The organism is Arthrobacter sp. MPF02, from assembly GCF_046605375.1.
Classification (GTDB): domain Bacteria; phylum Actinomycetota; class Actinomycetes; order Actinomycetales; family Micrococcaceae; genus Arthrobacter.
Window position 1 is genome coordinate 2,787,196 of record NZ_CP176772.1, and the last position, 23,231, is coordinate 2,810,426.

Below are 23,231 nucleotides of genomic sequence, written 5' to 3' on the forward strand. Positions count from 1 at the left end.
TAGTTTGGGTGGGGGCTAGGTGGTGAGGACTCGGGGCTTGTTCGGGCTGGTGGTGCTGTAGTCAGCGGTTTTGAAGTGCGACGGCGCGAACGGGCTCACGCGCACCACGTCACCGATGACAATCACTGCGGGATTTGCGACGTCGGCGGCTTCAGCCTGGTCCGCAATGGAACCGAGCGTGCCGATGGTGACGCGCTGGTCCGGCAAATAGCCGTTCTCTACGATACCAACCGGCGTCCCGGCCGGCAGGCCCGCTTCGCCCAGCGCGGACGCTGATTCGCGGAGCTGGCCGACGCCCATGAGCAGGACGATGGTGTGGTCCGCACGTGCTGGAACTTCGGACAGTTCCTCGTGTCCGGTGACCACGCTGAAGCCCTTGGCCAGGCCGCGGTGCGTCACGGGGATGCCGGCGGCTGCCGGGACGGAGATGGCGGAGGTGACGCCGGAAACGACTTCCACCTCGACGCCGTGCCGGCGGCAGTGTTCGGCTTCCTCGCCGCCGCGGCCCAGGACGTAGGGATCGCCCCCCTTGAGCCGGACCACGCGGTGGCCCTTGAGGGCTTCCTCGACGAGGATCCGATTGATGTCTGCCTGCGGGACGGGATGGTGGCCGGGGGTCTTGCCCACCTCGATGACGCGGACATCGGGGGCGAGTTCGTTCAGGAGTTCGCGCGGGCCCAGCCGGTCAGCAACGACGACGTCGGCCTGGCCGAGGAGCCGGCGGCCACGGACGGTGATAAGCCCGGTGTCGCCGGGTCCGCCGCCAACCAGGGCGACGGTTCCGTTTTTTGCGCGACGGCGCCGGCGCAGCGGCAGGTCACCGGTTTCCAGGGCGGTGGCGACGGCGTCACGGACGGCCATGGCCCGGCGCGGGTCTCCCCCGGCGTTGACGGCGATCTTGACGTCGTCAACCTCTGCGACGGCGGGTGTCCAGGCGGCGGAGGCTTCGTGGTCAGAGGCGTTCACGCACCAGACGCGCTGCGCCTCGGCGTCGGCAGACACCTGGGCGTCCACCTTTGGATTGCCGGTGGCTGTCTGGACGAACCATACCCCGTCGACGTCGCTGGAAAGGTAGGGGCGCGCTGCCCAGGTGACCAGGCCGGCGTCGGCCATCTCCTGCAGCGCGGGCGAGGCAACGGGAGCGACGACGGTGACCACTGCACCGGCGTCAAGCAGGCCCTTGGCGCGGCGTGCGGCAACGGGGCCGCCGCCCACCACCAGCACGGGGCGGCCGAGCAGCCGCAGCGCTGTGGGGTAGATATCCTGAATTGCCATGAATCAACGGTAGGGCCGCGTCACAATCGCCCACAAAGGCCGAGCAACACCAGTTCACGTAAGGTAACGCTGCGTCACATAGCCAACCGCCCGCCGTCGTGCTGCAAACGAGGGCACTTTGGCGGGACGTGCGGCGGGGTTGCCTTGGACAGCCGGCGCGTCCGAGTCAAAGTGCCCCGGTTCGGCTGCTGGCAGCGGCAAGGAACCGGCCGCGCTCCCGGATCAGCCGCTGCAGGTACCGGCGCAGGACCAGCTTCTCGGCTGCGCGGCCAAGGAAGCCGAGCGGCGCCGTGAATTCAACCTGGTCGGTCATGATGCTCCCGCCGGCCGTGGATTCGAACCCGTGGCTGTGGCGAAAGGACTTGAACGGGCCCCGGACTTGCTCGTCCACAAAGCTCCTGGGGTAGTCAAAGTGGGTGATGCGGCTGGTCATGGTGAGCGCCAGCCCGAAGTGCCGGGCCCGCCACGTGACCTCCTGGCCGTGCCCGATCAACCCCGACGTCACACCGGCCACTGCCCGCTCCCCCGATCCTTTCTGGGAATCCACGTGCACATCAACGCTGCGGGCCAGGTCGAAGAGCCGCTCCGGCGGAAGGACGGACTCAGTGCGGCACACGAAGCTCACGGTCATGGCGCCAGTCTTTCAGACCCACAGGGCGGACGAAGGCACCTATCCGTACAGCCCGGTGCTGAGATAGCGGAAGCCGGAGTCGACCATGATGGTGACGACAGTTGCGTCCGGACCCAGCTGTTCGGCTACGCGCAGCGCCGCGACAACATTTCCTCCTGAAGAGGTACCGGCAAAAATCCCTTCCTCGCGGGCGAGGCGACGGCTCATCGCCATTGCGTCCTCGGAAGACACCACTTCTATGGCTTCCACCTCCTCCGGTTCCCACAGCGGCGGTATGAAGCCAATACCGATTCCTTCTATCCGGTGGGAGCCAGTAGGGCCGCCGGAGAGTACGGCCGACTCAGCCGGCTCGACGGCGACGACCTTCAGCTTAGGCAGGTGCCGGCGCAGGGCGTGGGCCGCGCCGTGAATGGAGTGGGCCGTTCCGACAGACTGGACGAAGGCGTCCACCTGGCCATTCGATTGCTGCCAGATTTCCTCGCCCAAGGCGAGGTAGCCTGTGATGGCGTCGCGGTTGTTGAGCTGGTCGCAGGCCCAGTGGCCCGGCTGCGCGCTTAGCTCACCCGCGCGGGCGATCATCGCCTTGATCAGGCTTTCAGTGATGCGCCCGCGGTCACTGGGCACGTCCTCGACTGTTGCCCCCAAGGCCTCCATGGTGCGGCGCTTCTCGTCGCTGAAAGCGTCCGAGAAAACGACATGCAGCCGGTAGCCCTTGGCCGCGCAGGCCAACGCGAGCGAGATGCCTGTTGTCCCGGCGGTGTACTCGACCACGGTGTCGCCCGGGCTGATATCACCGCGGGCTTCTGCGGCTTTGACCGCAGCCACGGCCATCCTGTCCTTCATGCTTCCGGTAGGGTTGGCGAACTCCAGCTTCGCCAGCACCCGCGCTGACCCCCGCGGCACCACTTTCCGCAGTTCGACCAGTGGGGTGGAACCAATCCCCGCCAGGACGCCTAAGCTTGCCTCCACCGATCGTTCCACCTGCCCGCCTCGAACTCAGCGTTCGCCCGGTCTCGCCAAGAGTTGCCGGATGCATTTCAAGGTATACCCGCCCTGGATGGGGCACCAGTGGCTGAACACAGCAAAGCCGACGGCGGAAGTCGCCGTCGGGCTTTGCAAAGGCTGTGTGAGCCTACCGGGTGCTGCCGGCGAGGAGGCCGCGGCGGCGCAGCAGGCGCTTCTCGACAGGCCCGAAAACCAGCAGTTCGATCAGGATGCCGACGGCGAGGATCAGCAGGATCGCGGACATCACCACCGTCATGTCGGACAGGATACGGCCCTGGTCGAGCAGCGAACCGAGCCCGAACCCGATAGTGCCGCCCACGGCGATGATTTCGGCGGCCATGAGCGAGCGCCAGGAAAACGCCCAGCCCTGCTTGAGGCCGCCCAGGTAACCCGGCAGCGCGGCCGGAAGGATGACCTGGAGCGCCATCTGCAGCCGGGACGCACCCAGCACTGTGCCGACTCGGCGGTATTGCGGCGGGATCTGGTCCACGCCGGAAATGAGGCCGTTGATGATGGACGGGATGGCGCCCATGAACACCACGAAGTACACGGTGGCGTCTGTGAGGCCGAACCAGATGATGGCGGCTGGCACCCAGGCCACGGAGGGCAGGACCTGAAGCCCGGAGATGAGCGGACCGAACGCCCTGCGCAGCGGTGCCACTTGGGCCAGCAGCAGGCCCACGGGGGTGGCGATGGCCACCGAAATCAGGAAGCCCACGAGACCGCGCTGCAGCGAGGTCCAGACAGCTTCCTGCAGCTTGCCCTCGTTCCAGAGCACGCCCATCTGTGTCATGACATCCAGCGGCCCGGGCACCAGGTCGCGGCGCTTCACTCCGAGCGAGACATAGAACTGCCAGACCAGGATCAGGACCGCCAGGGCCGCAATCGGCAGCAGGATCCGGCTCCACTCAATGCGGTGCTTGCGGTCGGCGTCGGACTGCAGCGAGTCCAGCCCCGATTCGAGTTGCCGAAGGTCCTCGTTCCCGGTGGACGTCCTCGTTAAGGCCGCATGGACGTGAGCGGCCGGCCGGGTTTCGACAGGCTCAACCACCGGTTCTGTCTCGGCCACGGGTGTCTGATTACTTGGCATGGCGGCGAATCTCCTCCCGCAGCCGGGCGGTGATGACCCCGGTCAGCTGGCCGGCGAGCCCGGCGTCGGTTCGGTGTGCCTCGGTGACAGCCCACTCCTGGACCACGCGGCCGGGCCGGGACGAAAGCAGCAGCACGCGCTGGCCCAGCCGCACGGCTTCACGGACGTTGTGGGTCACGAAGACGATGGTGCGCCCGGTTTCCTTCCAGATCCGCTCAAGTTCATCATGCAGCAGGTCGCGGGTGATGGCATCGAGTGCGGCAAACGGCTCGTCCATGAGCAGCAACTGCCGGTCCTGGGCCAGCGACCGCGCCAGCGAGACGCGCTGCCGCATGCCGCCGGACAGTTCATGCGGGCGCTTGTCCCCCGCCGCACCGAGGTGCACCAGCTCCAGGAGTTCCTGTGCCTTCGCCCGGCGCTCCGATTTGCCCACGCCGCGCAGCTTCAGGGCGAGTTCGATGTTCTCCCGGGCAGTCAGCCATGGAAAGAGGGCGGCGTCCTGGAACATAAAGGCCGCACCGTCGCTGGGCACTTCCAGGGCGCCCGACGTCGGCGCCTCCAGCCCCGCGATGATGTTCAGCAGGGTGGACTTGCCGCAGCCGGAGGCACCCAGGAGGGCAACGAACTCGCCCTGCTTGATATTGGCGTTGACGTCGTCCAGTACCGGGGCGCCGTCGCCAAAGCGCTTGCCCAGGTGTTCCAGTACGACTGGCATGGTGCCGTCCTTAGGTAGTGGGTGGATCAGTCCTGGCCGAGGCCGGCCGCTGAAATCTTGGTGGTGGCGCCGGCAACCTCGTTGAGGGCGCGGAGGTCGAAGAGCCCGTTGATGTCTGCGTGCTTGGTGGTACCGGCTTCGACGCCGTCCTGCAGCAACCGCGGGTACCCTCCCGCCAGCGGGTCGAGGGTGAAGGTGATATTGGCGAGGGACCGGGCCAGGACGTCATCAGCAAGCGCTGCGCCGGCGGACTCCTGCAGGGCGGAGTTGATGACGCCGGCCTTCTGCTCGGCAGGTGCCTCGTTGAGCCAGGCCACCGATTTCGCGTGCCCCGCAAGGAGGGCCTTCACGGTGTCCGGGTGTTCGGCCGCGAACTTCTGGTTCACGATCAGGACGGTGGTGGGAAACTCACCGGGCTTGCCGGTCCCGGTTCCGTCCCACAGGTCCTTCTCATCCACCAGCACCCTGGCTCCGGCCTGGAGCACCAGACGGGACGACCACGGCTCAGGCAACCACGCGCCGTCGAGCTTTCCGTCCTGGAACAGCTTCAGGCTTTGGGCGTTTTCGGTTGGGTTGATGGCGACGTCGCCGCTGCCGTCCACGTTGGTCTTATAGCCCTGGACGGCAAGCCAGGCGCGGAGGGCCACGTCCTGGGTACCGCCCAGCTGCGGGGATGCGATGGTCTTGCCTTTGAGGTCCGCGGCGGAATTGATGTCCGGCTTGACGACCAGCTGGGCGCCGCCCGCGGCGGCACCGGCGATAATCCTGACGGACTCGCCGGAACTCTTGGCGAAGGAGTTGATGGCGGGGTTGGGGCCGATGTAGGCGGCGTCGATAGCGCCGGCGTTCAGTGCCTCGATGGCGGCGGGGCCTGCGTTGAAGGTTTCGGTGCTGAGCGCGGTGTTGCCAAGCGCTTCGGCGAGGAAGCCTTCCTTGATACCGACCAGCGCCGGAGCATGGGTGACGTTGCCGAAGTAACCCAGCTTGAGTTCTGCGGCTGGGGTAGGTGCAACGGCCTGGGCCTCCGTATTACGCGACACGGTGGATGCCACCACGGCGCCGACCACGATCAGCAGGACCAGTCCCACAGCCAGGGCGGCCTCGATGGCGCGCTTGCGCTTGGGTACCGCGCTTTCGCCTGCCACGATGCGGGTCATCCCGGGCTTGGAACTAGTCATTGTTTCACCATAGGGAGTGCCCTGAACCCGTTCAATGAAGCCTAAACGGGGGGTCACGCAGGTTCATCTAGCGTCATATTTGGACGCGCGGCCGGCCGTTCCGGGTGTCTTAATTGCCTTTCACGTTGACCAGTTGGCGCAGTTTGTGCCGTACCAGCACCAGGTCCGCGGCGTCCTGCATCACTTGGTCGATTGGCTTGTAGGCGGCCGGGATTTCGTCGATGAACGCCTCGGACGCCCGGAACTCGATGCCCCGCATTGCGCGCTTCAGTTCCTCCAGCGTGAAGGCCTTCCGTGCAGCGTTCCTTGAGTATTCCCGCCCGGCCCCGTGCGGCGAGGAGTTCAGCGAGGCAGCGTTGCCACGGCCTTCCACAACATACGACGCCGTCCCCATCGAGCCCGGGATCAGTCCCGGATCGCCGTGCTCGGCTTTGATGGCCCCCTTGCGGGACACCCACACCGGCTTGCCGTAATGGTTCTCCTGCTGGGTGAAGTTGTGGTGGCAGTTGATCCGTTCGAGTTCCTGCACCGGCCCGCCCACCCAGTGTCCGAACTGGGTGGTGACGCGGTCCATCATTTCCTCGCGGTTGAGCAGCGCGAAGTGCTGGGCCCAGCGGAGCTCGGCCATGTAGCGGTCGAACTGCGGGGTGCCTTCATCCAGGTACGCCAGGTCCGGGTCCGGCAGGTAGACCTGGTTCTTCCGGCTGACGTGCTGGGCAACGCCGATGTGGTGCTGGGCGATCTTGTTGCCGATCCCCCGAGAGCCGGAGTGCAGGAACAGCCAGACGTCGTCGGCCTCATCGGCGCAGATCTCGATGAAGTGGTTGCCCGAGCCCAGGGACCCCAGCTGCAGCTCCCATTTCTCAACGTACTGTGCCGGGTTGAATCCTGCCTTGGCTGCAAGCTCTTTCAACTCGGCAATCCGCGGCTCTGCCGTGGCCAGGACCTTCCTGTTGTTGTGGCCGGCGGACAGGGGGATGACGCGTTCAATGTCCTCGCGGATCCGCTTCCGGTCCTTCGGCAAATCCTTGACCGAATACTGGGTGCGGACGGCGATCATGCCGCAGCCGATGTCCACTCCCACCGCCGCCGGGATTATGGCGCGCAGAGTCGGGATGACCGAGCCCACCGTGGCACCCTTGCCCAGGTGCGCGTCCGGCATCAGGGCCAGGTGCGGGTAGATGAAAGGCAGGCTCGCGGTCTTGACGGCCTGCTCCCGGGTCTGGCCATCAAGGATGGACGCCCAGTTCAGGAGCTTGGGGCTGATGGTTTCCACGGTTCCGCCTTCCGCCTCGCCAGGACTAACGTGGCATCAAGGCTAACCCCGCAAACGCCAAATTGCCGGATCGCTGCCGGATCGCCGTAACGATACGGCGACCTTGCAGCGTTCCGGCGATTTCGGCGGAAACTAGATGCTGTAGCGCTCGTCCTCGTGGTCGCCCGGGTGGTCCTTGACCATGCCCGCGGCCAGGGTGTTGCCGTCGAGCGGGTCGATCACCAGGAACGCACCGGTGCGTCGGTGGTGCAGGTAGTTCTCAAGCGGCAGCGGCGCGGCGAGCCGGAGCTGCGCGTGGCCGATGTCGTTCAGTTCCAGGGTGGAGGCCTGCTCCAGCTTGAACGTGGACAGGTCCAGCTTGCCGTTGACGTTGCGGACCAGCGCCTGCACCGTGCGGGTCCCGTGCTTCACCAGCACCTTGGCGCCCTCGCGGAGCGGCTTCGGGGACAGCCAGCACAGCGATGCGTACAGGTCGGCGGAGGCTTCGCGGACGGTGCCGGCGGCGGCGATGGTGTCGCCGCGGGCGACGTCGAACTCCTCTGCCAGCCGAATGGCCACCGACTGCGGTGCCGAGGCTTCCTTCAGCGAGGCGCCGGCAAAGTCGATGCCCACCACGGTGGTGGTGCGCGGATCCTGGCCGGGGGTCAGCACGGACACCTGGTCCCCCACCTTGACCGAGCCTTCGGTAATCTGCCCGGCGTATGCACGGTAGTCACGGTAGGCTTCCAAATCCAGGCCGGTAGCCACGGCGTCGGGAGCCAGGGCGCCCTGCGGCCGGATGACCAGCTGCACCGGGAAGCGGAAGCTCTCCAGGTGGCTTTCCAGTTCGTCGGCGGCGGGCAGGGTCTCAAGGACCTCGAGAAGCGCGGGGCCGGTGTACCAGGGGGTGCGCTCGGAGCGCTCCACCACGTTGTCGCCGTCGAGCGCGGACACCGGGATGACCAGCAGGTCGCTGATGCCGTCCGAGCCGAGGCCAAGCTCGCGGCCCACCTGCTGCACGTCGGCCTCGATGTCCCGGAATACGGACTCGCTGAAGTCCACCAGGTCGACCTTGTTTACGGCCACAATCACGTGCGCCACGCGCAGCAGCTGCAGCACGGACAGGTGCCGGCGGGTCTGCTCCAGCACGCCCTTGCGGGCGTCGATGAGTACGACGACGGCATCCGCAGTGGAAGCGCCCGTCACCGTGTTCTTGGTGTACTGCACGTGCCCGGGGCAGTCTGCCAGGATGAAGCTGCGGCGGTCGGTGGCGAAGTAGCGGTAGGCGACGTCGATGGTGATGCCCTGTTCACGCTCGGCGCGCAGGCCGTCGGTCAGGAGGGCCAGGTCGATGCCGCCCTTGTCGCCGCCGAAGCCGCGGTCCGCGGAGGTGCGGGCAACGGCGTCGAGCTGGTCGGCCAGGATTGCCTTGGAATCATGAAGGAGGCGGCCCACCAAAGTCGACTTGCCGTCGTCGACCGATCCCGCGGTGGCGAAACGGAAAAGGGTTGTGGGCAGGGCTGTCTCCAGGTCCGCCGGGAGAACTGCTTCGGTGGTCATTAGAAATACCCGTCCTTCTTGCGGTCTTCCATGGCGGCTTCGGAAATGCGGTCATCGGCCCGGGTGGCGCCACGTTCGGTCAGGGTGGAGGCGGCAACTTCCACCACCACGTCGGACACCGTGAAGGCGTTCGACTCAACAGCGCCGGTGCAGGACATGTCGCCCACAGTGCGGTAGCGGACGGTCTTGGTGATGACCTGCTCGTCCTCGCGCGGCTGGGACACCTCGCCCACGGCACGCCACATGCCGTCCCGGGCGAACACTTCACGCTCGTGCGCGTAATACAGGCTGGGCAGCTCGATGTTCTCGCGCTCGATGTAGCGCCAGATGTCCAGCTCGGTCCAGTTGCTGATGGGGAACGCACGGACGTGCTGGCCCACCGTGTGGCGGCCGTTGTACAGGTTCCACAGCTCGGGGCGCTGGTTGCGCGGATCCCACTGGCCGAACTCGTCGCGGAGGCTCAGGATGCGCTCCTTGGCGCGGGCCTTGTCCTCGTCGCGGCGGCCGCCGCCGAACACGGCGTCGAACTTGTTCTGCTGGATGGCGTCCAGCAGAGGGACTGTCTGCAGCGGGTTCCGGGTTCCGTCGGCGCGCTCGGCGAGCTCACCGCGGTCAATGAACTCCTGTACGGAACCCACCACGAGCTTCAGGCCCAGGCGCTCAACAGTGCGGTCGCGGAAATCGATGACCTCGGGGAAGTTATGGCCGGTGTCCACGTGCAGCACCGGAAACGGCACCTTGCCAGGCCAGAAGGCTTTGGTGGCCAGGTGCAGCATCACCACGGAGTCCTTGCCGCCGGAGAACAGGAGGGCGGGCTTCTCGAACTCGGCAACAACCTCGCGGATGATGTGGATGGCCTCGGACTCGAGGGTGTCCAGGCTGCTCAGTCTGGTTGAGACGGCGGAGTCGGTCACCTGGGTGGTCTCCTCGGTTACTGAAGTGCTCATACGTGTAGTCCGCATTCTGTCTTGTTGGTTCCTGCCCAGCGGCCGGCGCGGGGGTCCTCGCCGGGTGCCACTTTGCGGGTGCAGGGCTGGCAGCCGATGGACGGGTAGCCCTGGGACAGGAGCGGGTTGACGGGCAGGAGGTTGTCGTCGGAGTACTGGACCAACTGGTCGAACGTCCAGGCGGCCATCGGGTTGACCTTGACCAGGCCGTTCTTCTCATCCCACGTGACCAGCGGGGTGTTGGTGCGGGTGGGGGCCTCATCGCGACGGACACCCGTGAACCAGAGCTCGTACTTGGACAGCGTGCGCTGCAGCGGGGCCACTTTGCGGAGGGCGCAGCATTGGGCGGCGTCCCGGGCGAACAGGTTCTTGCCGAGGAGGCGGTCCTGCTGCTCCACGGTGTTTTCGGGAAGCACATCCACCACGTTGACGCGGAGGTTCGCGGCGACCTCATCACGCGTGGCGTAGGTTTCCGGGAAGTGGTAGCCGGTCTCCAGGAACAGGACGTCGACGCCGGGCATCTGGTCCGCCACCAGCGCGGGCAGCACGGCGTCGGCCATGGAGCAGGCGACGGCGACGGCCGGCATCTCGAAGTTCCGCTCCACCCAGGCGATGACGTCGCGGGCAGGGGCGTCCCAGCCGAGCTCGGCAGCGCCGGCCTCGGCCAGGGCCTTCAGCTCTTCCTTGCTACGTAGCTTAGGGGCGGCGGTGGCCACTGTGGCTTCCACTTGCTCCGAAGCCTGGGCCGGCGCAACCACCGGGTCTACTCCGAGTGCGTGCTTACTCATTACTGGAGTGCCTCCTCGTCTGCTGCGTGGGCCCACTCTGCGAAGGTCTGGCCTTCGGCGCGCTGGGCCACGAACGTGCGGACCACGCGCTCGACGTAGTCGGGCAGATCGTCGACGTAGACCTTGAGGCCGCGGACGGTGCGGCCCAGGCCTGCTTCCTCGCGGTTGTTGTTGGCCAGCCCGCCGCCCAGGTGGACCTGGAAGCCCGGGGAGGGATCGCCGTCGGGCGTGGGAAGCATCATGCCCTTGAGGCCGATGTCCGCCGTCTGGATGCGGGCGCAGGAGTTGGGGCAGCCGTTGATGTGCAGGGACAGCGCCTGCGGCAGTTCGCCGGACTCTGCGAGGTCAGCGAGGCGGCGCTCCAGCTCGGCCACGGCAGTGGCGGCGGTGTGCTTGGTCTCCACGATGGCCAGCTTGCAGTATTCGATCCCCGTGCAGGCAATGGTGCCGCGGCGGAACACGGACGGGCGGGCGGACAGGCCCAGGGCGTCCAGTTCGGCCACCAGCGGCTCCACGTGGTCCTTCTCGACGTCCAGGACAACGAGCTTCTGGTGCGGGGTGGTGCGCAGGCGGTAGGAACCGCGGGCCTCCAGGGTATCCGCGAGCTTGACCAGCGCGGCGCCGGACAGGCGGCCGGCAACCGGGGTGGCGCCGATGAAGAACTTGCCGTCCTTCTGCTCGTGCACGCCCACGTGGTCACCGGGGGTGGTGGGCTTGGGCGCGGCGGGGCCGTCGGCCAGCTTGTAGCCCAGGTATTCGTCCTCGAGGATCTGGCGGAACTTCTCCGGGCCCCAGTCGGCCATCAGGAACTTCAGGCGGGCCTTGGTGCGCATGCGCCGGTAGCCGTAGTCGCGGAAGATGCTGGTGACGCCGAGCCACACGTCCGCTGCCTGCTCGGGCTTGACGAACGCGCCGAGGCGCTTGCCCAGCATGGGGTTGGTGGACAGCGCGCCGCCGGCCCAGAGGTCGTAACCGACGCCCAGCTCCGGGTGGCGGACGCCCACCAGGGCGAAGTCGTTGATCTCGTGCACCACGTCCTGGCTGGGGTGGCCGGTGATGGCGGACTTGTACTTGCGCGGCAGGTTGGACAGCAGCGGGTTGCCGATGAACCGCTCCCCCAGCTCCTCTATCAACGGAGTGGGGTCGATGATCTCGTCCTTGGCGATGCCGGCTACGGGCGAACCCAGGATGACGCGCGGAACGTCGCCGCAGGCCTCGGTTGTGGACAGGCCGACGCCCTCCAGCCGGTTCCAGATCTCGGGGATGTCCTCGACGCGGATCCAGTGCAGCTGGATGTTCTGGCGGTCGGTGAGGTCGGCGGAGTCCCGGGCGAAGTCCACGGAAATCTGGCCGATGACGCGCAGCTGCTCGGTGGTGAGCGCGCCGCCGTCGATCCTCACGCGCAGCATGAAGTACTTGTCCTCGAGCTCGTGCGGCTCGAGGGTTGCGGTCTTGCCGCCGTCGATCCCGGGCTTGCGCTGGGTGTAAAGGCCCCACCAGCGGAACCGGCCGTGCAGGTCCTGGCCGGGGATGGCGTCAAAGCCCTCTTTGGCGTAGATGGTCTCGATACGCTCGCGCACGTTGAGGCCGTCGTCTTCCTGCTTCCAGGTTTCGTTGGCGTTCAGCGGCGTCTTGCCGTCCACTTTCCACTGACCGTGGGGCTTTGCAGCGGGACGGGACGGGCGGGCGGGGCGCTTGGGGGCAGCGGAGTCCGCGGACGCTCCGGCTAGAGCTGTATCAGTCATGCATCGACTGTAGGTCCCGCCGGAATTGCGTCACAAAGGCCCGGAAACGCTAAGTCACCTAGGGAAATATTTCGTCACGAAACGCCGGACGGCCTTGATCAGGCCACCCTGCTGTGCATCGGTTCCACCTGTCGAGGGGGCCTGGTCCGGACCGCTGGCAGCGCCCGCTGCAGGCGCTTTCGCGGGTGCCGCGGTTGCCGCTTCCGCAGCTTTCGCGACGGCTGCGTCGTACCTTTCCAGGGCAATTTCGGCAATGACGCGGGACGGCAGGAGGGGCTCTGTCACGACGTCGGCACCCGCCTTGGCCAGCTGGTCGTGGAAGTAGCCCGGCGCCAGGAGGTAGGAGGCAATCACCACCCGCCCGCCGACGTCGACACCTCCCGCGGACTCCCCCGCCCCGGCACCTCCGGCGAGTTCCTCCCGAAGCATCGCGACGGCGTCGGGCACTGAAGGCTTGGCGGACGCACCGTACGCGGCGACCATCCGGTTGGAACGCAGCTGGCCGAGCTGGCCGAGGAGTTGCTCCACGCTCTTTGCCGCGTTCGGGTTGGAAGAACCCGCGGCAGCCAGCACCAGCACGTCGTTGTCCGTGACGCCGGCCTCGCGCAGGCGCTGGTCGAGCAGTGCCGCCAGCCGCGGGTCCGGGCCCAAAGGCGCGGCCGCCGCACTGCCCGGTCGGCTCTTCACTGCCCGCGCGATGTCCACCTTCACGTGGTAGCCCACGCTGAGCAGCAGGGGCACCACGACGGCGGACTCCCCCTCCGGCAGGCCGGCCACCACGTCCACCAGATCGGGCTGCTGGACGTCCACGTACGCTTCCCTGACGTCGAGCCCCGGGCGTAGTTTGGCGATGGCGGCGCGCAGGGCGTTGACCTCAGCCGCCCCCTGCTCGTTGGACGTCCCGTGGGCGCAGGCGATCATGATGGGGCTGTTCATAGGGGCTAGCGTAACGTTGGAGCCGTCCTGTCCGCCCTTCTTGAACCACCGGGACGCCCCATGACATTCCCTTTTGACATCGCCCTGGTGTGGCTGGACCTGGCCGGCGTCTTCTTCTTCGCCGTCTCGGGGTCCCTGCTGGCAGCGCGAAAGCAGTTTGACTTCCTGGGTTCGCTGCTTTTGGCTTCGCTGGTGTCACTGGGTGGCGGCGTGATCCGCGACATCATCCTAAATACTGTTCCCGCCGCCTTCACCAATCCTGCCTACCTGGTGCCGCCGCTGCTGGCCACGGTTTTGGTGTACTTCCTGTATTCCAGTGTGCAGCGCTTCACTTCCCTTTTGGTGCTTTTCGACGCCGGCGGACTCGGACTGTTCTGCATCACGGGGACTTTGAAGGCACTCTCGTTCGGGGTGAACCCGCTGGCCGCGGTCCTGCTGGGCGTGGCCACCGCGGTGGGCGGCGGGTTGTTGCGCGACATCACAGCGAACGAAGTGCCGCAGCTGTTCGATAACCGGGACCTCTATGCCCTGCCTGCCTTCTCGGGTGCGGCCCTGACCTCCGTGCTGTGGGTGACCGGCACTTTCAACGCTGTCACCGCCTGCCTGGTGGCGGCTGTGGTTTTCACTTTCCGGGTGGTGGCGTGGCGCCGTCACTGGTATGTTCCGCTTGCCGTCCGCGGCTGGCACCGGGCGCCTGAGGCCCGCAAATCGCGGGGCGGCGATTAGCTAGGATATGACCATGACTGACATGTTCCTCGAGAAATTCCGTGCGCTGGTTCCGAAGTATCTCGAGGATGAATGGCAGGTAGAGGACGGTCTGTCCCCTGAAGAACTCGAGGCGGCCCTGGCCGAACACAAATTCCAGATTCCGCTGGTCCTGCGCGAGTTCTACCTGGCCCTTGGCGGCTGCGAGGACCTCATGGAGGCCTACCACTACTTCTGGGACCCGGACGAGCTTGAGGTCGACGACGAAGGCTTCCTGATGTTCCTCGAGGACGAGGACGAGGAGTACACCTGGGGTTTCCGTGTGGGCGACCTCAGCATTCCGGACCCGATCGTGTACCGCCGCAACAACGCCCGCGGCCAGTGGAAGTCCGAGGAAGGCACCTTCTCCGAATTCGTCTTCGACATGTTCGAGTGGGCCTTCGAGGACGAGGAGTAGGTCCCTCCCGTCCTTCCCGGGCACTTTGACAGCCGCTGGCCGGAATTCGTCACTTATAGGCCTGCGCCCGCCCGTTGGCTTGGGTTCCTCCGGCCATGCCGGCTGGGCTGGTCCAAAAGTCACGCAATTGGGTACGTGCTGGCCCGACGTGCCGGTGTCCCGCCGTTCCGCCACAGAGTCAGTACGGCCTTCACCTCGGCCACCATGGCCTCGGGATGGTGGACAACGTCCTCGTAGTAGTAGCGCAGCACCAGGTAGCCTCCGATGATGCTTTGGTTGTTGCGGCGTTGATCCTTCTTCACCGACTTGCGCTCGAAATGGGTGGACCCGTCCGTCTCGACCACGAGGCACTCCTCCACCAGGAAGTCCACTTCGCCGACACCCTCGATGAAGACGTGCCTCCTGATTCTGAGGCCAGCCCTGCTGAAGTGCGCGTTCGCCAGGACCTCAAGGACTGAGTCCGCCCTCGGAATCACGAGGTTCAAGATCGACCGGACCTTGCCGTTCCGGCGCCCCTGGCACCGTGCGTAGAGGAAGTCCAGGGAAATGCTGCCGGAACCAACTGCCGACTGCACCATGACGAGGGCCTCAAACTCAGGCAGGCAGTGGAGCGCGTGAAGCAGTACGTCCGCAAGCCCAACAACCGGCAGCCACGCGTGCCGCGGATGCTTGGGACGGCCGTGGTCCGTCAGAGCGGGTGTCCTGGTGGGATGGCTACGACAGATATGCACAGAGTCGGCGGCACGAAGTGTCCACAGGCTGTACACCGGCGCCGCCGAAAGGCAGGTCAGCCGCCCGCCGGCGCCTAAAGCGGCACTGAGGTCGGTGGCGGCCGGCATCGCGTAGATTCCCCGCCGCACCTTGAGCAATATTCCGGTGGCTACAGCTTGACTGATGACGGCACGGGGAAAACCGGCCTTCTTTAACTGGAGGGCCCGGACAGCGCCGCCGTGCCTGTTGATGTAATTCATGATGTCCACGAACTCCACACTCCAGACGCCGCCAGAGCGTCACGAGGCCGGCGAGGCGGTATGTGGACAATCCGGGCGGGAATCTTCCAGGTGCACCCCACCGGAATGCGCGACTTTTAGTCGTAGCACCAGCGTTAGTTCTTGCAGTTCCGGACGCTCCACGGCGCTGGCAGCCCAAGAGTCACGCAAATAGGCCGACAACACCGGGGAAAAGTGGTGTGACAGATATAGTCACACCCGGCTTGCTTTCTGTAACAGATGTGTCATATGCTGTTTCCGGATCCGCTAAACGCCTCCGGCGGGTCTGATGCGAACGGAGAGATAGCCCCGGTTCAGAGCAACCCAGTTGCCGAGGACCGGGGCTGTCCCGTTTAAAGCACCCGACACCAGAAAAATGCCCGGCCCCACGGAGGAGCCGGGCACCAGGAAGGAAAACTAACTGGCGCGGTCCACCACGGCCAGTGCGAAGTTGGACAGCGATTCCTTGACCACGCCCTCAGGCAGGGGGGCCAGCGCGGCAATCGCTTCGTCAGCCCACTGGCGTGCCACAACCCAGGATTCCGCGGTCACCGGGTGCTCGCGCAGTCCGGCCACGGCTTCGGCAAGTGCTTCGTCTGAGGTGAGGTCGCCGTCCAACAGCTCGAGGAGTTCGACGGCGGACTGGTCACCATTCCCGGCAGCCTTGCGCAGGAGCAGGACGGGCAGGGTGGGAACGCCTTCGCGCAGGTCGGTTCCCGGGGACTTGCCGGACTTCACCTTCACTCCGGTCACGTCGATGACGTCGTCGGCGAGCTGGAATGCCACACCAACCTTCTCGCCGTATTCCACCAGGACGTCTTCGTAGGCCTCATCAGCCCCGGAGAAGATGGCGCCGAGCTGCCCTGAGGCGGCAACGAGCGAGCCGGTCTTGTCCGCGATCACAGAGAGGTAGTGCTCCACCGGGTCCTCGTCCGGCCGCGGTCCTACGGTTTCATGGAGCTGGCCCAGGCACAACCGTTCGAAGGTCCGGGCCTGAATGCCCAGCGCCCGGCCGCCGAGCTCGGACACCAGGATGGAGGCACGGGCGAAAATCAGGTCCCCGGTTAGCACGGCCACCGAATTGCCCCATACCTCATGCGCGGTGGGGGCCCCGCGGCGGAACGGTGCGGAGTCCATGACGTCGTCGTGGTACAGGGTTGCCAGGTGCGTCAGTTCAACCACGACGGCGGCCTGCACCACGGCGGGCAGGGACGCGTCTCCGAGGTGGGCACAGAGCAGGGTCAGCAGCGGGCGGATGCGCTTGCCTCCGGCTTCCACCAGGTGACGCGACGTTGCGTCTGCCAGGGGATCGGAGTTCGCGATGGCTTCGCGGAGCTTTTTCTCCACCCGGGCCAGGTTGTTGGTGAGGGCGGGGCCCAGTTCGGCATCCTCGGCGATGGCGGCGAAACCTGCGGGCAGCTGGAGTCCGGTGGCGATGGCGCTGGTGTTGAGGCTTGGTTCAGCGTCGGTCATGCCGTGTCCGGCGTGGGTCCAGCTGTGTTCTGCGGGTTTGGTCACGGGTTAACCCTAACTTTTTGTTGCGGATACCGCTGGTTCGAAGCCGACGGGGTATTGGATGTGGCCGGGACCAGCGCCTCGAGGACCCGGATCATCCGGTCCTCGATGCCCTTCGCCGACGGGTCCGTGAGGTTGGCCAGCAACCGGACCACAAAGCGCATCAGGACCGGTACAGGCATGCCGGTCCGGAGCGCGAGCTTCATGACGGCGGGCTTGCCGATCAGCGCGGCAAACACCCGGCCCAGCGTGAAGTGGCGTCCCCACTGTTCCCGCACGTAGTCCGCGTACCGGGCAAGGTGCGCGTCGGCGTCGTACGTTCCGCCCGAGGAAGCCGAGCGGGCAGAGGCGTCGATGATGAACTCCGCGGCGAAGCGTGCGGACTCCATGGCGTAGGAGATTCCCTCGCCGTTGAACGGGGAGACCATGCCGCCGGCGTCGCCCAGGAGCAGCAGGCCGGGCGAGTAGTGCGGGGTGCGGTTGAAGCCCATGGGCAGGGCGGCGCCGCGGATCTCGCCCACCTGGTTCTCCGGGGTGAAGCCCCACTCGGCGGGCATGCCTGCGGTCCATTCGCGCAGGACCTGCTTGTAGTCGAGCTTGCCGAACTCCTTGGAGGAATTCAGGATGCCCAGGCCCACGTTGGAGGTGCCGTCGCCGACGCCGAAGACCCAGCCGTAGCCGGGCAGCAGCTTGCCGTCGCGGCCGGGCAGCTCCAGCCAGCCTTCCATCCAGTCGTCGTCCGTGCGCGGCGACGTAAAGTACGTGCGGACGGCCACGCCGAGGGGGCGGTCGTCGCGTTTTTGGACGCCGAGGGACACGGCTGTTCGGGTGGAGTTTCCGTCAGCAGCGAGTACGACGTCGGCACTGAAGTCGCGCGTCTCGCCCGTCTTGCGGCCGGACTCGTCCAGGAGCGCTGCGCGGACACCGGTCACGCGGCCGTCCTCCGAGCGCAGGGCGTCGGTGACGCTGTGCCGCTCGAGGATGGTTGCGCCGGCGGACTGGGCATGCCGGGCGAGCTCCTCGTCGAAGCCCAGCCGGGTGCGGATCAGGCCGTACTGCGGAAAGTCCGAAACCTCGGGCCACGCCAGCTCGATGGTCCGGCCGCCTGCGATCAGGCGCAAGCCTTTGTTGCGCCGCCAACCGTCATGTTCCGGATGCGGCAGGCCCAGCTTCTGGATCTCCCGGACGGCACGCGGCGTCAGGCCGTCGCCGCACACCTTTTCGCGCGGGAAGCTGGTCTTTTCCAGCACCGTGACTTCGATGCCGGCTTTGGCGAGATAATACGCAGCGGTGGATCCGGCCGGCCCTGCGCCGACAATCAGTACCTTCATCCGGTCAGCGGGCGATGTTGCGGCGCAGCTTGGCCACCGGCCCCTTGTGCGCGGCGATGGCGGCAGCACCGCCGTCGGACGTTTTCCCTGCAGCCTTGAACGCGCGGTGCACCGCCACGATGCCGCCGGTCAGGTTCCGGTAGGTGACGTCTTCCCAACCGGTTTCCTGCAGCCAGGCGGCCAGGTTGTCCTGGTCCGGCCAGGCACGGATGGACTCGGCAAGGTAGACGTAGGCGTCCGGGTTGGAGGCCACCTTGGTGGCAATCGCCGGAAGAGCGCGCATCAGGTACTCGGTGTACATGGTGCGCCACAGCGGCACCACGGGCTGGGAGAACTCGGCAATGACCAGGCGTCCGCCGGGCTTGGTGACGCGGAGCATCTCCTGCAGCGCCTTCTTGGGCTCGTTGACGTTGCGCAGGCCGAAGGAGATGGTGGTGGCGTCGAAGGAGTTGTCTGCGAACGGCAGGTTGGTGGCGTCACCGGCCACGAAGTTGATGTCCGGGCGGCGGCGTTTGCCCACCTTCAGCATGCCGAGTGAGAAATCGCAGGCCACTACGTCAATGCCGGCATCGGCGTATGGCTCGCTGGACGTTCCGGTCCCGGCCGCCAGGTCCAGGACGCGCTGGCCCTTGGAGACCTCCATGGCTTCCACCACGACCTTGCGCCACCGGCGCGTCTGCCCCATCGAAAGGACATCGTTTACAACGTCGTACTTGGGTGCGACGTCGTCAAACATCGTGGCTACTTCGTCCGGACGCTTATCCAAGGATGCTCGGTTCACCATGACATTGTCTCAAAACTTCGGCAGGGCCCCGACCACCGGGAACAGGGCAGCGCAAGCCTGCTCATCCGGGGAGGCAGCATATTAAGTACTTTCAAGTACTGTGGAGCAATCATGACGAGCACGCTCCGCACCTTGACAGTCCCCCTTGATGGCCGAAATTTTGCCGGGGGGCTGCCATCGTTCCTGGTCCGTGACGACGTCCTCTGCTGGACCCGGCGAGAGTCGGGCCTGGCCGGGTTCGGCGAGATTGCGCGCTTCAGGGCCACCGGCCCGGAGCGGTTCCTGGAGGCCGATATCTGGTGGCGCCACCTGGTCATCGAAGCCGACATCACCGACCCGGTTGAGCTGCCCGGCACCGGCCCCCTGGCCTTCGGCTCCTTCGCCTTTTCCAAAGCCTCGCCGTATGAGTCGCGGCTGATCGTGCCGGAGCTTGTGGTGGGCGTGCGCGACAACCAGGCATGGGTGACGCAGTTAACCTTCGACGGCGGCGAGCTCACCACGGCGGGCGCCCTCGCCGCCCTGGACCGCTGGCTGGCCGGCCCCGCGGCATTCGCCGGCGTCCCGGCCGCAGGAACAACGACGGCGGCAGCGGACTCCGCCGGGGACGCCACCTTTGGTGCCGCTCCTGCTGCCGGAGGCGGCGCCGTCGTACGCCCGCTGCCCCTGGCGGCCGGCGCCACGCTGCACACGGGATCCCTGAGCGAGGAAGCGTGGATGGAAGCCGTGACTGCCGGGGTGGAGGAGATCCGCACGGGGGCGCTGGAAAAGCTGGTGCTGGCGCGCGACGTGGTGGCAACGGTCCCCGGAGGCGTCAACGCGTCCCAAGTGCTGCGTGAGCTCGCGGCCCAGTACCGCGAATGCTGGACGTACGGGGTCGACGGCCTGGTGGGAGCCACCCCCGAGATGCTGATCCAGGTAGAGGGCAGGACCGCGCAGGCCAGGGTACTGGCGGGGACCCTTGACCGGCGGGACGCCCACGGCGAGGACGGCCTCCCCATGGACTACGCCACGCGGGTGCTCGCCGGCTCCGAGAAGCAACGGCACGAGCATGACATCGCGATCCAGTCGCTGACCACCCAGCTGGCCCCGTTTTCGGAGGCGATGAACGCGCACGACGAGCCGTTCATCCTGGAACTGCCCAATGTGTGGCACCTGGCATCCGACGTCAAGGCGGAACTCACCGAGGTTGAAGGCCACGTGCCCACCTGCCTGGCGCTGATCAACGCTTTGCATCCGACTGCAGCCGTCTGCGGAACCCCTACCCAGGTGGCAGGCGAGCTGATCCGCAAGCTGGAGCACCTGGACCGGGGGCCCTATGCCGGGCCGGTGGGCTGGCTGGATGCCGCGGGCAACGGGGAATGGGGTATCGCCCTGCGCGGGGCGGTCATTGAGGCCCCGGACACCGTGCGGCTGTATGCCGGCTGCGGGATTGTTGACGGTTCGCAACCCGAGGCTGAACTTGCGGAGACGTGGGCGAAGTTCCGGCCGATGCTCGAGGCCCTGGGCATCAACAGCTGACCCGGCATTCCCAACTGAGTAGCGCGAACTGTCGTTTTGATGGTGCTAAACGACAGTTGGCGCTACTCAGTTGGGTAAGGAGTCTGGCATGGGAGACAACTCGCATCACGACACGCTTGATTTGTTGTGTGATTTAGTTATCCAATAGTGAAACTTAGTTTCCTGTGATGCACATCTCATAATCGGCGCTACACTATGAACCGATTTAGTACCGCATACCCCTGCAACAAAAGGTAAGAATTATGCAGCTCAAGTCCCTGGCTACGGCCAAAATGACCGCCAAGGCAGCAGCACTCTTCGCCGCCGGCGCCCTCACCCTCACGGCGTGCGGCGGCGGCAACTCCGCCCCCGCCGCTTCCGAGGGCGGCGTCCAGCTGATCAACGCAGGCAAGCTCACTGTCTGCTCAGACATCCCCTACGAGCCGTTCGAGTTCGAGAAGGACGGCGAAACGGTCGGCTTTGACGTGGATATCGCCAAGGAAGTTGCCAAGGACCTCGGCGCCGAGCTCAGCATCGTGGACAGCTCCTTTGAGGCCATCGAAACCGGCACCGCCTTGACCCAGTGCGACCTCGGCATCTCCTCGATCTCCATCACGGACACCCGCAAGTCCGTCATGGACTTCTCCGACCCCTACCTGGATGACGACCTGACCCTTGTGGCCAGTGAAGATTCCGGCATCACCGGCCTGGACAGCGCCAAGGGCAAGAAGGTGGGCGTCCAGCAGGCCACCACCGGCGCAGATTACGCCGAGGAGAAGGGCATCGAAGCACAGCAGTTCGAGGACACCGGGCTCCTGGTCCAGGCACTGCAGGCCGGCACCATCGACGCCGCCCTGGGCAACCAGTCCGTGCTGGGCTACGCCATCAAGGACGACCCCAAGTTCAAGAGCGTTGAGGACTTTGCCACCGGCGAGCAGCTGGGCATCTCCGTCAAGAAGGGCAACACCGCAATGCTCGAGAAGGTCAATGGCACGCTGGAACGCCTGGAGGAGGACGGCTCGCTGGAGAAGTTCAAGACCACCTGGTTCGGCGAGACCGCCAAGTAGCAGAACGCAGGCCCGGGGTGTCCTTCACCCCGGGGCCTTCGCGGCCCTGAGAACCACGCAGTTGGGGCCCCGGACACGCTGCCACCGCAGTCCGGGGCCCCAGCCACGCATAACGAATGTGAGCAACCCATGGCAATGACCGCACGTCAGCGGGCCAGAGTAAGCCTCTACGTCCAGGCCGGAATCTTTGTGGTGGCCATCGCCGCACTGGTCCTGGCCACGGACTGGGAGACGATTGGCAACAGCGTCTTCAACTTCGCCAAGATCGGGCCGATGTTCCCCGACATCTTCACCACCGGCCTGGTCAACACCCTGGTCTACACCTTCCTGGGCTTCATCGTGGGCCTGTCCGGCGGCCTGCTGCTGGCTCTGATGAAGCTCTCCAGCTTCCCGCTCTACCGCTGGATCGCCACCGGCTACATCGAGTTTTTCCGCGGCATTCCCGCCCTGCTGGTGTTCATCGCCTTCGGCTACGGCGTCCCGCTGGCCTTCGGCGTCTCCTGGAACGTCACGGTGATCGTGATGATCTCGCTGGGCATGGTGGCCTCGGCATACATCGCCGAAACCCTCCGCGCCGGCCTGCAGGCCGTCCCCAAGGGGCAGATGGAAGCCGCCCGGTCCCTGGGCATGCCGCAGTGGCGGGCCATGGTCACCATCGTGATCCCGCAGGCGTTCAAGATCGTCCTGCCGCCGCTGACCAACGAGATCATCCTGCTGACCAAGGACTCGTCGCTGATCTACGTGCTGGGCCTGACCGCCTCACAGTACGAGCTCACCAAGTTCGGCCGCGACGGCATCTCCAGCCTGGGTGCCGGCCTGACGCCGCTGCTGGTGGCCGGCGCCTTCTACCTGGTCATCACCATCCCGCTGAGCCTCCTGGCCCGGAAGTTCGAAAGCCGCTCCGCGCGGACCAAGCGATAGGCAGGCAAGCCAATGAACGACGTCGTAAATTCCTCTGGAAGCACCGGCACCATCCACGCCGCCGGCGTGTCCATCAAGGACCTGCGCAAGGCCTACGGCTCCAACGAAGTCCTGAAGGGCATCAGCCTGGACGTTGCGCCGGGCGAGGTGGTGTGCCTGGTCGGCCCGTCCGGTTCCGGCAAGTCGACCCTCCTCCGCTGCGTCAACCTGCTGGAGCAGCCCAACCAGGGCAGCATCCACGTGGGCGGCTTCGAAGCCACCGATCCGGACGTGGACATCGACCGGATGCGCCGCAAGGTGGGCATGGTGTTCCAGCAGTTCAACCTGTTCCCGCACCTGAACGCCAAGCGCAACTGCTCCATCGCCCAGACCAAGGTCCTCAAGCGGTCGCAGGCAGAGGCGGACAAGGTGTCCATGCACAACCTGGAGCGCGTTGGCCTGGGGCACCTGGCGGACCGCTACCCGGACCAGCTCTCCGGCGGCCAGCAGCAGCGCGTGGCCATCGCCCGCGCACTGAGCATGGAACCGGAGCTGATGCTCTTCGATGAGCCCACGTCCGCCCTGGACCCGGAAACGGTGGGCGATGTCCTGTCCGTCATGCGCCACCTCGCCCAGGAGGGCATGACCATGCTGGTGGTCACCCACGAGATGGGCTTTGCCCGCGAAGTGGCGGACCGGGTGGTGTTCATGGACGGCGGTGTTGTGGTGGAGGAGGGCCCTGCCGAGCAGGTCATCGGTTCCCCCTCGCAGCCGCGCACCAAGGAGTTCCTCCGCCGCGTCCTTGACCCGACACACATCGAGATCGAGGAATAGCGGGTCCGCTCCCCCGGCTTTCGACCT

The 23,231-nt window shown here is 66.2% G+C and carries 22 protein-coding genes; 6 read left to right on the forward strand and 16 right to left on the reverse strand.

Going from position 1 to position 23,231, the window contains the following annotated elements:
* Positions 1 to 15: 15 nt before the first annotated feature.
* From cobA to ACLH0K_RS13220, 12 genes are all read right to left on the reverse strand, one after another.
* Positions 16 to 1,275, reverse strand: a complete 1,260-nt coding sequence (cobA, locus tag ACLH0K_RS13165; RefSeq protein ID WP_411374009.1) for a uroporphyrinogen-III C-methyltransferase — start codon at positions 1,273 to 1,275, stop codon at positions 16 to 18.
* Between the two features lie 166 nt (positions 1,276 to 1,441).
* Complete coding sequence (locus ACLH0K_RS13170; protein ID WP_411374010.1) at positions 1,442 to 1,906, reverse strand: SRPBCC family protein; 465 nt, start codon at positions 1,904 to 1,906, stop codon at positions 1,442 to 1,444.
* 39 nt (positions 1,907 to 1,945) lie between these two features.
* The gene (locus tag ACLH0K_RS13175; protein ID WP_411374011.1) at positions 1,946 to 2,887 is read right to left on the reverse strand and encodes a PLP-dependent cysteine synthase family protein; all 942 of its coding nucleotides are present in this window, start codon (positions 2,885 to 2,887) and stop codon (positions 1,946 to 1,948) included.
* Between the two features lie 151 nt (positions 2,888 to 3,038).
* Positions 3,039 to 4,001 (reverse strand): ABC transporter permease, encoded by a 963-nt coding sequence (locus ACLH0K_RS13180; RefSeq protein WP_411374012.1) that lies wholly within the window; start codon positions 3,999 to 4,001, stop codon positions 3,039 to 3,041.
* Positions 3,991 to 4,716 (reverse strand): ABC transporter ATP-binding protein, encoded by a 726-nt coding sequence (locus tag ACLH0K_RS13185; protein WP_411374013.1) that lies wholly within the window; start codon positions 4,714 to 4,716, stop codon positions 3,991 to 3,993. Before ACLH0K_RS13185 ends, ACLH0K_RS13180 begins: the two co-directional genes overlap by 11 nt.
* A 26-nt stretch (positions 4,717 to 4,742) precedes the next feature.
* On the reverse strand, positions 4,743 to 5,873 hold the full coding sequence (locus ACLH0K_RS13190) for an ABC transporter substrate-binding protein (protein WP_411376478.1): 1,131 nt from the start codon (positions 5,871 to 5,873) through the stop codon (positions 4,743 to 4,745).
* A 130-nt stretch (positions 5,874 to 6,003) separates the two neighbouring features.
* On the reverse strand, positions 6,004 to 7,170 hold the full coding sequence (locus ACLH0K_RS13195) for an RtcB family protein (RefSeq protein WP_411374014.1): 1,167 nt from the start codon (positions 7,168 to 7,170) through the stop codon (positions 6,004 to 6,006).
* 132 nt (positions 7,171 to 7,302) lie between these two features.
* Complete coding sequence (locus ACLH0K_RS13200; protein WP_411374015.1) at positions 7,303 to 8,709, reverse strand: sulfate adenylyltransferase subunit 1; 1,407 nt, start codon at positions 8,707 to 8,709, stop codon at positions 7,303 to 7,305.
* Positions 8,709 to 9,656, reverse strand: coding sequence for a sulfate adenylyltransferase subunit CysD (gene cysD, locus ACLH0K_RS13205; protein ID WP_411374016.1), 948 nt, complete (start codon positions 9,654 to 9,656; stop codon positions 8,709 to 8,711). Before cysD ends, ACLH0K_RS13200 begins: the two co-directional genes overlap by 1 nt.
* Positions 9,653 to 10,444, reverse strand: coding sequence for a phosphoadenylyl-sulfate reductase (locus ACLH0K_RS13210; protein ID WP_411374017.1), 792 nt, complete (start codon positions 10,442 to 10,444; stop codon positions 9,653 to 9,655). Before ACLH0K_RS13210 ends, cysD begins: the two co-directional genes overlap by 4 nt.
* The gene (locus tag ACLH0K_RS13215) at positions 10,444 to 12,189 is read right to left on the reverse strand and encodes a nitrite/sulfite reductase (protein WP_411374018.1); all 1,746 of its coding nucleotides are present in this window, start codon (positions 12,187 to 12,189) and stop codon (positions 10,444 to 10,446) included. Before ACLH0K_RS13215 ends, ACLH0K_RS13210 begins: the two co-directional genes overlap by 1 nt.
* A 54-nt stretch (positions 12,190 to 12,243) precedes the next feature.
* Positions 12,244 to 13,125, reverse strand: coding sequence for a sirohydrochlorin chelatase (locus ACLH0K_RS13220; protein WP_411374019.1), 882 nt, complete (start codon positions 13,123 to 13,125; stop codon positions 12,244 to 12,246).
* A 60-nt stretch (positions 13,126 to 13,185) separates the two neighbouring features.
* Here ACLH0K_RS13220 and ACLH0K_RS13225 point away from each other — a divergent pair, with 60 nt between their 5' ends.
* Together ACLH0K_RS13225 and ACLH0K_RS13230 are read left to right on the forward strand one after the other, a co-directional pair.
* Complete coding sequence (locus ACLH0K_RS13225; protein WP_411374020.1) at positions 13,186 to 13,851, forward strand: trimeric intracellular cation channel family protein; 666 nt, start codon at positions 13,186 to 13,188, stop codon at positions 13,849 to 13,851.
* 13 nt (positions 13,852 to 13,864) lie between these two features.
* Entirely contained in the window at positions 13,865 to 14,287 is a 423-nt protein-coding gene (locus ACLH0K_RS13230) for a hypothetical protein (RefSeq protein WP_411374021.1), read from the forward strand.
* Between the two features lie 119 nt (positions 14,288 to 14,406).
* On the opposite strand, the gene ACLH0K_RS13235 is transcribed toward ACLH0K_RS13230, so the two are convergent.
* The 4 genes from ACLH0K_RS13235 to ACLH0K_RS13250 form a co-directional block, all read right to left on the reverse strand.
* Positions 14,407 to 15,258 carry a DUF559 domain-containing protein gene (locus ACLH0K_RS13235; protein WP_411376479.1) on the reverse strand — a complete coding sequence of 284 codons (852 nt, stop codon included), beginning with the start codon at positions 15,256 to 15,258 and terminating at the stop codon, positions 14,407 to 14,409.
* Between the two features lie 435 nt (positions 15,259 to 15,693).
* Positions 15,694 to 16,794, reverse strand: coding sequence for a polyprenyl synthetase family protein (locus tag ACLH0K_RS13240; RefSeq protein ID WP_411374022.1), 1,101 nt, complete (start codon positions 16,792 to 16,794; stop codon positions 15,694 to 15,696).
* Positions 16,791 to 18,122 carry a geranylgeranyl reductase family protein gene (locus ACLH0K_RS13245; protein WP_411374023.1) on the reverse strand — a complete coding sequence of 444 codons (1,332 nt, stop codon included), beginning with the start codon at positions 18,120 to 18,122 and terminating at the stop codon, positions 16,791 to 16,793. The genes ACLH0K_RS13240 and ACLH0K_RS13245 overlap by 4 nt, the downstream gene beginning before the upstream one ends.
* 4 nt (positions 18,123 to 18,126) lie before the next feature.
* Positions 18,127 to 18,903, reverse strand: a complete 777-nt coding sequence (locus tag ACLH0K_RS13250; RefSeq protein WP_411374024.1) for a demethylmenaquinone methyltransferase — start codon at positions 18,901 to 18,903, stop codon at positions 18,127 to 18,129.
* 114 nt (positions 18,904 to 19,017) lie between these two features.
* Here ACLH0K_RS13250 and ACLH0K_RS13255 point away from each other — a divergent pair, with 114 nt between their 5' ends.
* The 4 genes from ACLH0K_RS13255 (at position 19,018) to ACLH0K_RS13270 (ending at position 23,204) form a co-directional block, all read left to right on the forward strand.
* Positions 19,018 to 20,424, forward strand: coding sequence for an isochorismate synthase MenF (locus tag ACLH0K_RS13255; protein WP_411374025.1), 1,407 nt, complete (start codon positions 19,018 to 19,020; stop codon positions 20,422 to 20,424).
* A gap of 242 nt (positions 20,425 to 20,666) precedes the next feature.
* Entirely contained in the window at positions 20,667 to 21,470 is an 804-nt protein-coding gene (locus ACLH0K_RS13260; RefSeq protein ID WP_411374026.1) for an ABC transporter substrate-binding protein, read from the forward strand.
* Positions 21,471 to 21,599: 129 nt separating this feature from the next.
* Entirely contained in the window at positions 21,600 to 22,391 is a 792-nt protein-coding gene (locus tag ACLH0K_RS13265; protein WP_411374027.1) for an amino acid ABC transporter permease, read from the forward strand.
* 12 nt (positions 22,392 to 22,403) lie between these two features.
* Positions 22,404 to 23,204 (forward strand): amino acid ABC transporter ATP-binding protein, encoded by an 801-nt coding sequence (locus ACLH0K_RS13270; protein WP_411374028.1) that lies wholly within the window; start codon positions 22,404 to 22,406, stop codon positions 23,202 to 23,204.
* Positions 23,205 to 23,231 lie beyond the last annotated feature (27 nt).

What these genes read in the sequence shown, in the direction of transcription:
- ACLH0K_RS13170 (WP_411374010.1), bottom strand. Translation starts at nt 1,906, where the DNA reads ATGACCGTGAGCTTCGTGTGCCGCACTGAGTCCGTCCTTCCGCCGGAG.
- ACLH0K_RS13210 (WP_411374017.1), bottom strand. Translation starts at nt 10,444, where the DNA reads ATGAGTAAGCACGCACTCGGAGTAGACCCGGTGGTTGCGCCGGCCCAG.
- ACLH0K_RS13200 (WP_411374015.1), bottom strand. Translation starts at nt 8,709, where the DNA reads ATGACCACCGAAGCAGTTCTCCCGGCGGACCTGGAGACAGCCCTGCCC.
- cobA (WP_411374009.1), bottom strand. Translation starts at nt 1,275, where the DNA reads ATGGCAATTCAGGATATCTACCCCACAGCGCTGCGGCTGCTCGGCCGC.
- ACLH0K_RS13245 (WP_411374023.1), bottom strand. Translation starts at nt 18,122, where the DNA reads ATGAAGGTACTGATTGTCGGCGCAGGGCCGGCCGGATCCACCGCTGCG.
- ACLH0K_RS13235 (WP_411376479.1), bottom strand. Translation starts at nt 15,258, where the DNA reads ATGAATTACATCAACAGGCACGGCGGCGCTGTCCGGGCCCTCCAGTTA.
- ACLH0K_RS13255 (WP_411374025.1), top strand. Translation starts at nt 19,018, where the DNA reads ATGACGAGCACGCTCCGCACCTTGACAGTCCCCCTTGATGGCCGAAAT.
- ACLH0K_RS13190 (WP_411376478.1), bottom strand. Translation starts at nt 5,873, where the DNA reads ATGACCCGCATCGTGGCAGGCGAAAGCGCGGTACCCAAGCGCAAGCGC.
- ACLH0K_RS13270 (WP_411374028.1), top strand. Translation starts at nt 22,404, where the DNA reads ATGAACGACGTCGTAAATTCCTCTGGAAGCACCGGCACCATCCACGCC.
- ACLH0K_RS13260 (WP_411374026.1), top strand. Translation starts at nt 20,667, where the DNA reads ATGCAGCTCAAGTCCCTGGCTACGGCCAAAATGACCGCCAAGGCAGCA.
- ACLH0K_RS13265 (WP_411374027.1), top strand. Translation starts at nt 21,600, where the DNA reads ATGGCAATGACCGCACGTCAGCGGGCCAGAGTAAGCCTCTACGTCCAG.
- ACLH0K_RS13215 (WP_411374018.1), bottom strand. Translation starts at nt 12,189, where the DNA reads ATGACTGATACAGCTCTAGCCGGAGCGTCCGCGGACTCCGCTGCCCCC.
- ACLH0K_RS13185 (WP_411374013.1), bottom strand. Translation starts at nt 4,716, where the DNA reads ATGCCAGTCGTACTGGAACACCTGGGCAAGCGCTTTGGCGACGGCGCC.
- cysD (WP_411374016.1), bottom strand. Translation starts at nt 9,656, where the DNA reads ATGAGCACTTCAGTAACCGAGGAGACCACCCAGGTGACCGACTCCGCC.
- ACLH0K_RS13225 (WP_411374020.1), top strand. Translation starts at nt 13,186, where the DNA reads ATGACATTCCCTTTTGACATCGCCCTGGTGTGGCTGGACCTGGCCGGC.
- ACLH0K_RS13230 (WP_411374021.1), top strand. Translation starts at nt 13,865, where the DNA reads ATGACTGACATGTTCCTCGAGAAATTCCGTGCGCTGGTTCCGAAGTAT.
- ACLH0K_RS13220 (WP_411374019.1), bottom strand. Translation starts at nt 13,125, where the DNA reads ATGAACAGCCCCATCATGATCGCCTGCGCCCACGGGACGTCCAACGAG.
- ACLH0K_RS13180 (WP_411374012.1), bottom strand. Translation starts at nt 4,001, where the DNA reads ATGCCAAGTAATCAGACACCCGTGGCCGAGACAGAACCGGTGGTTGAG.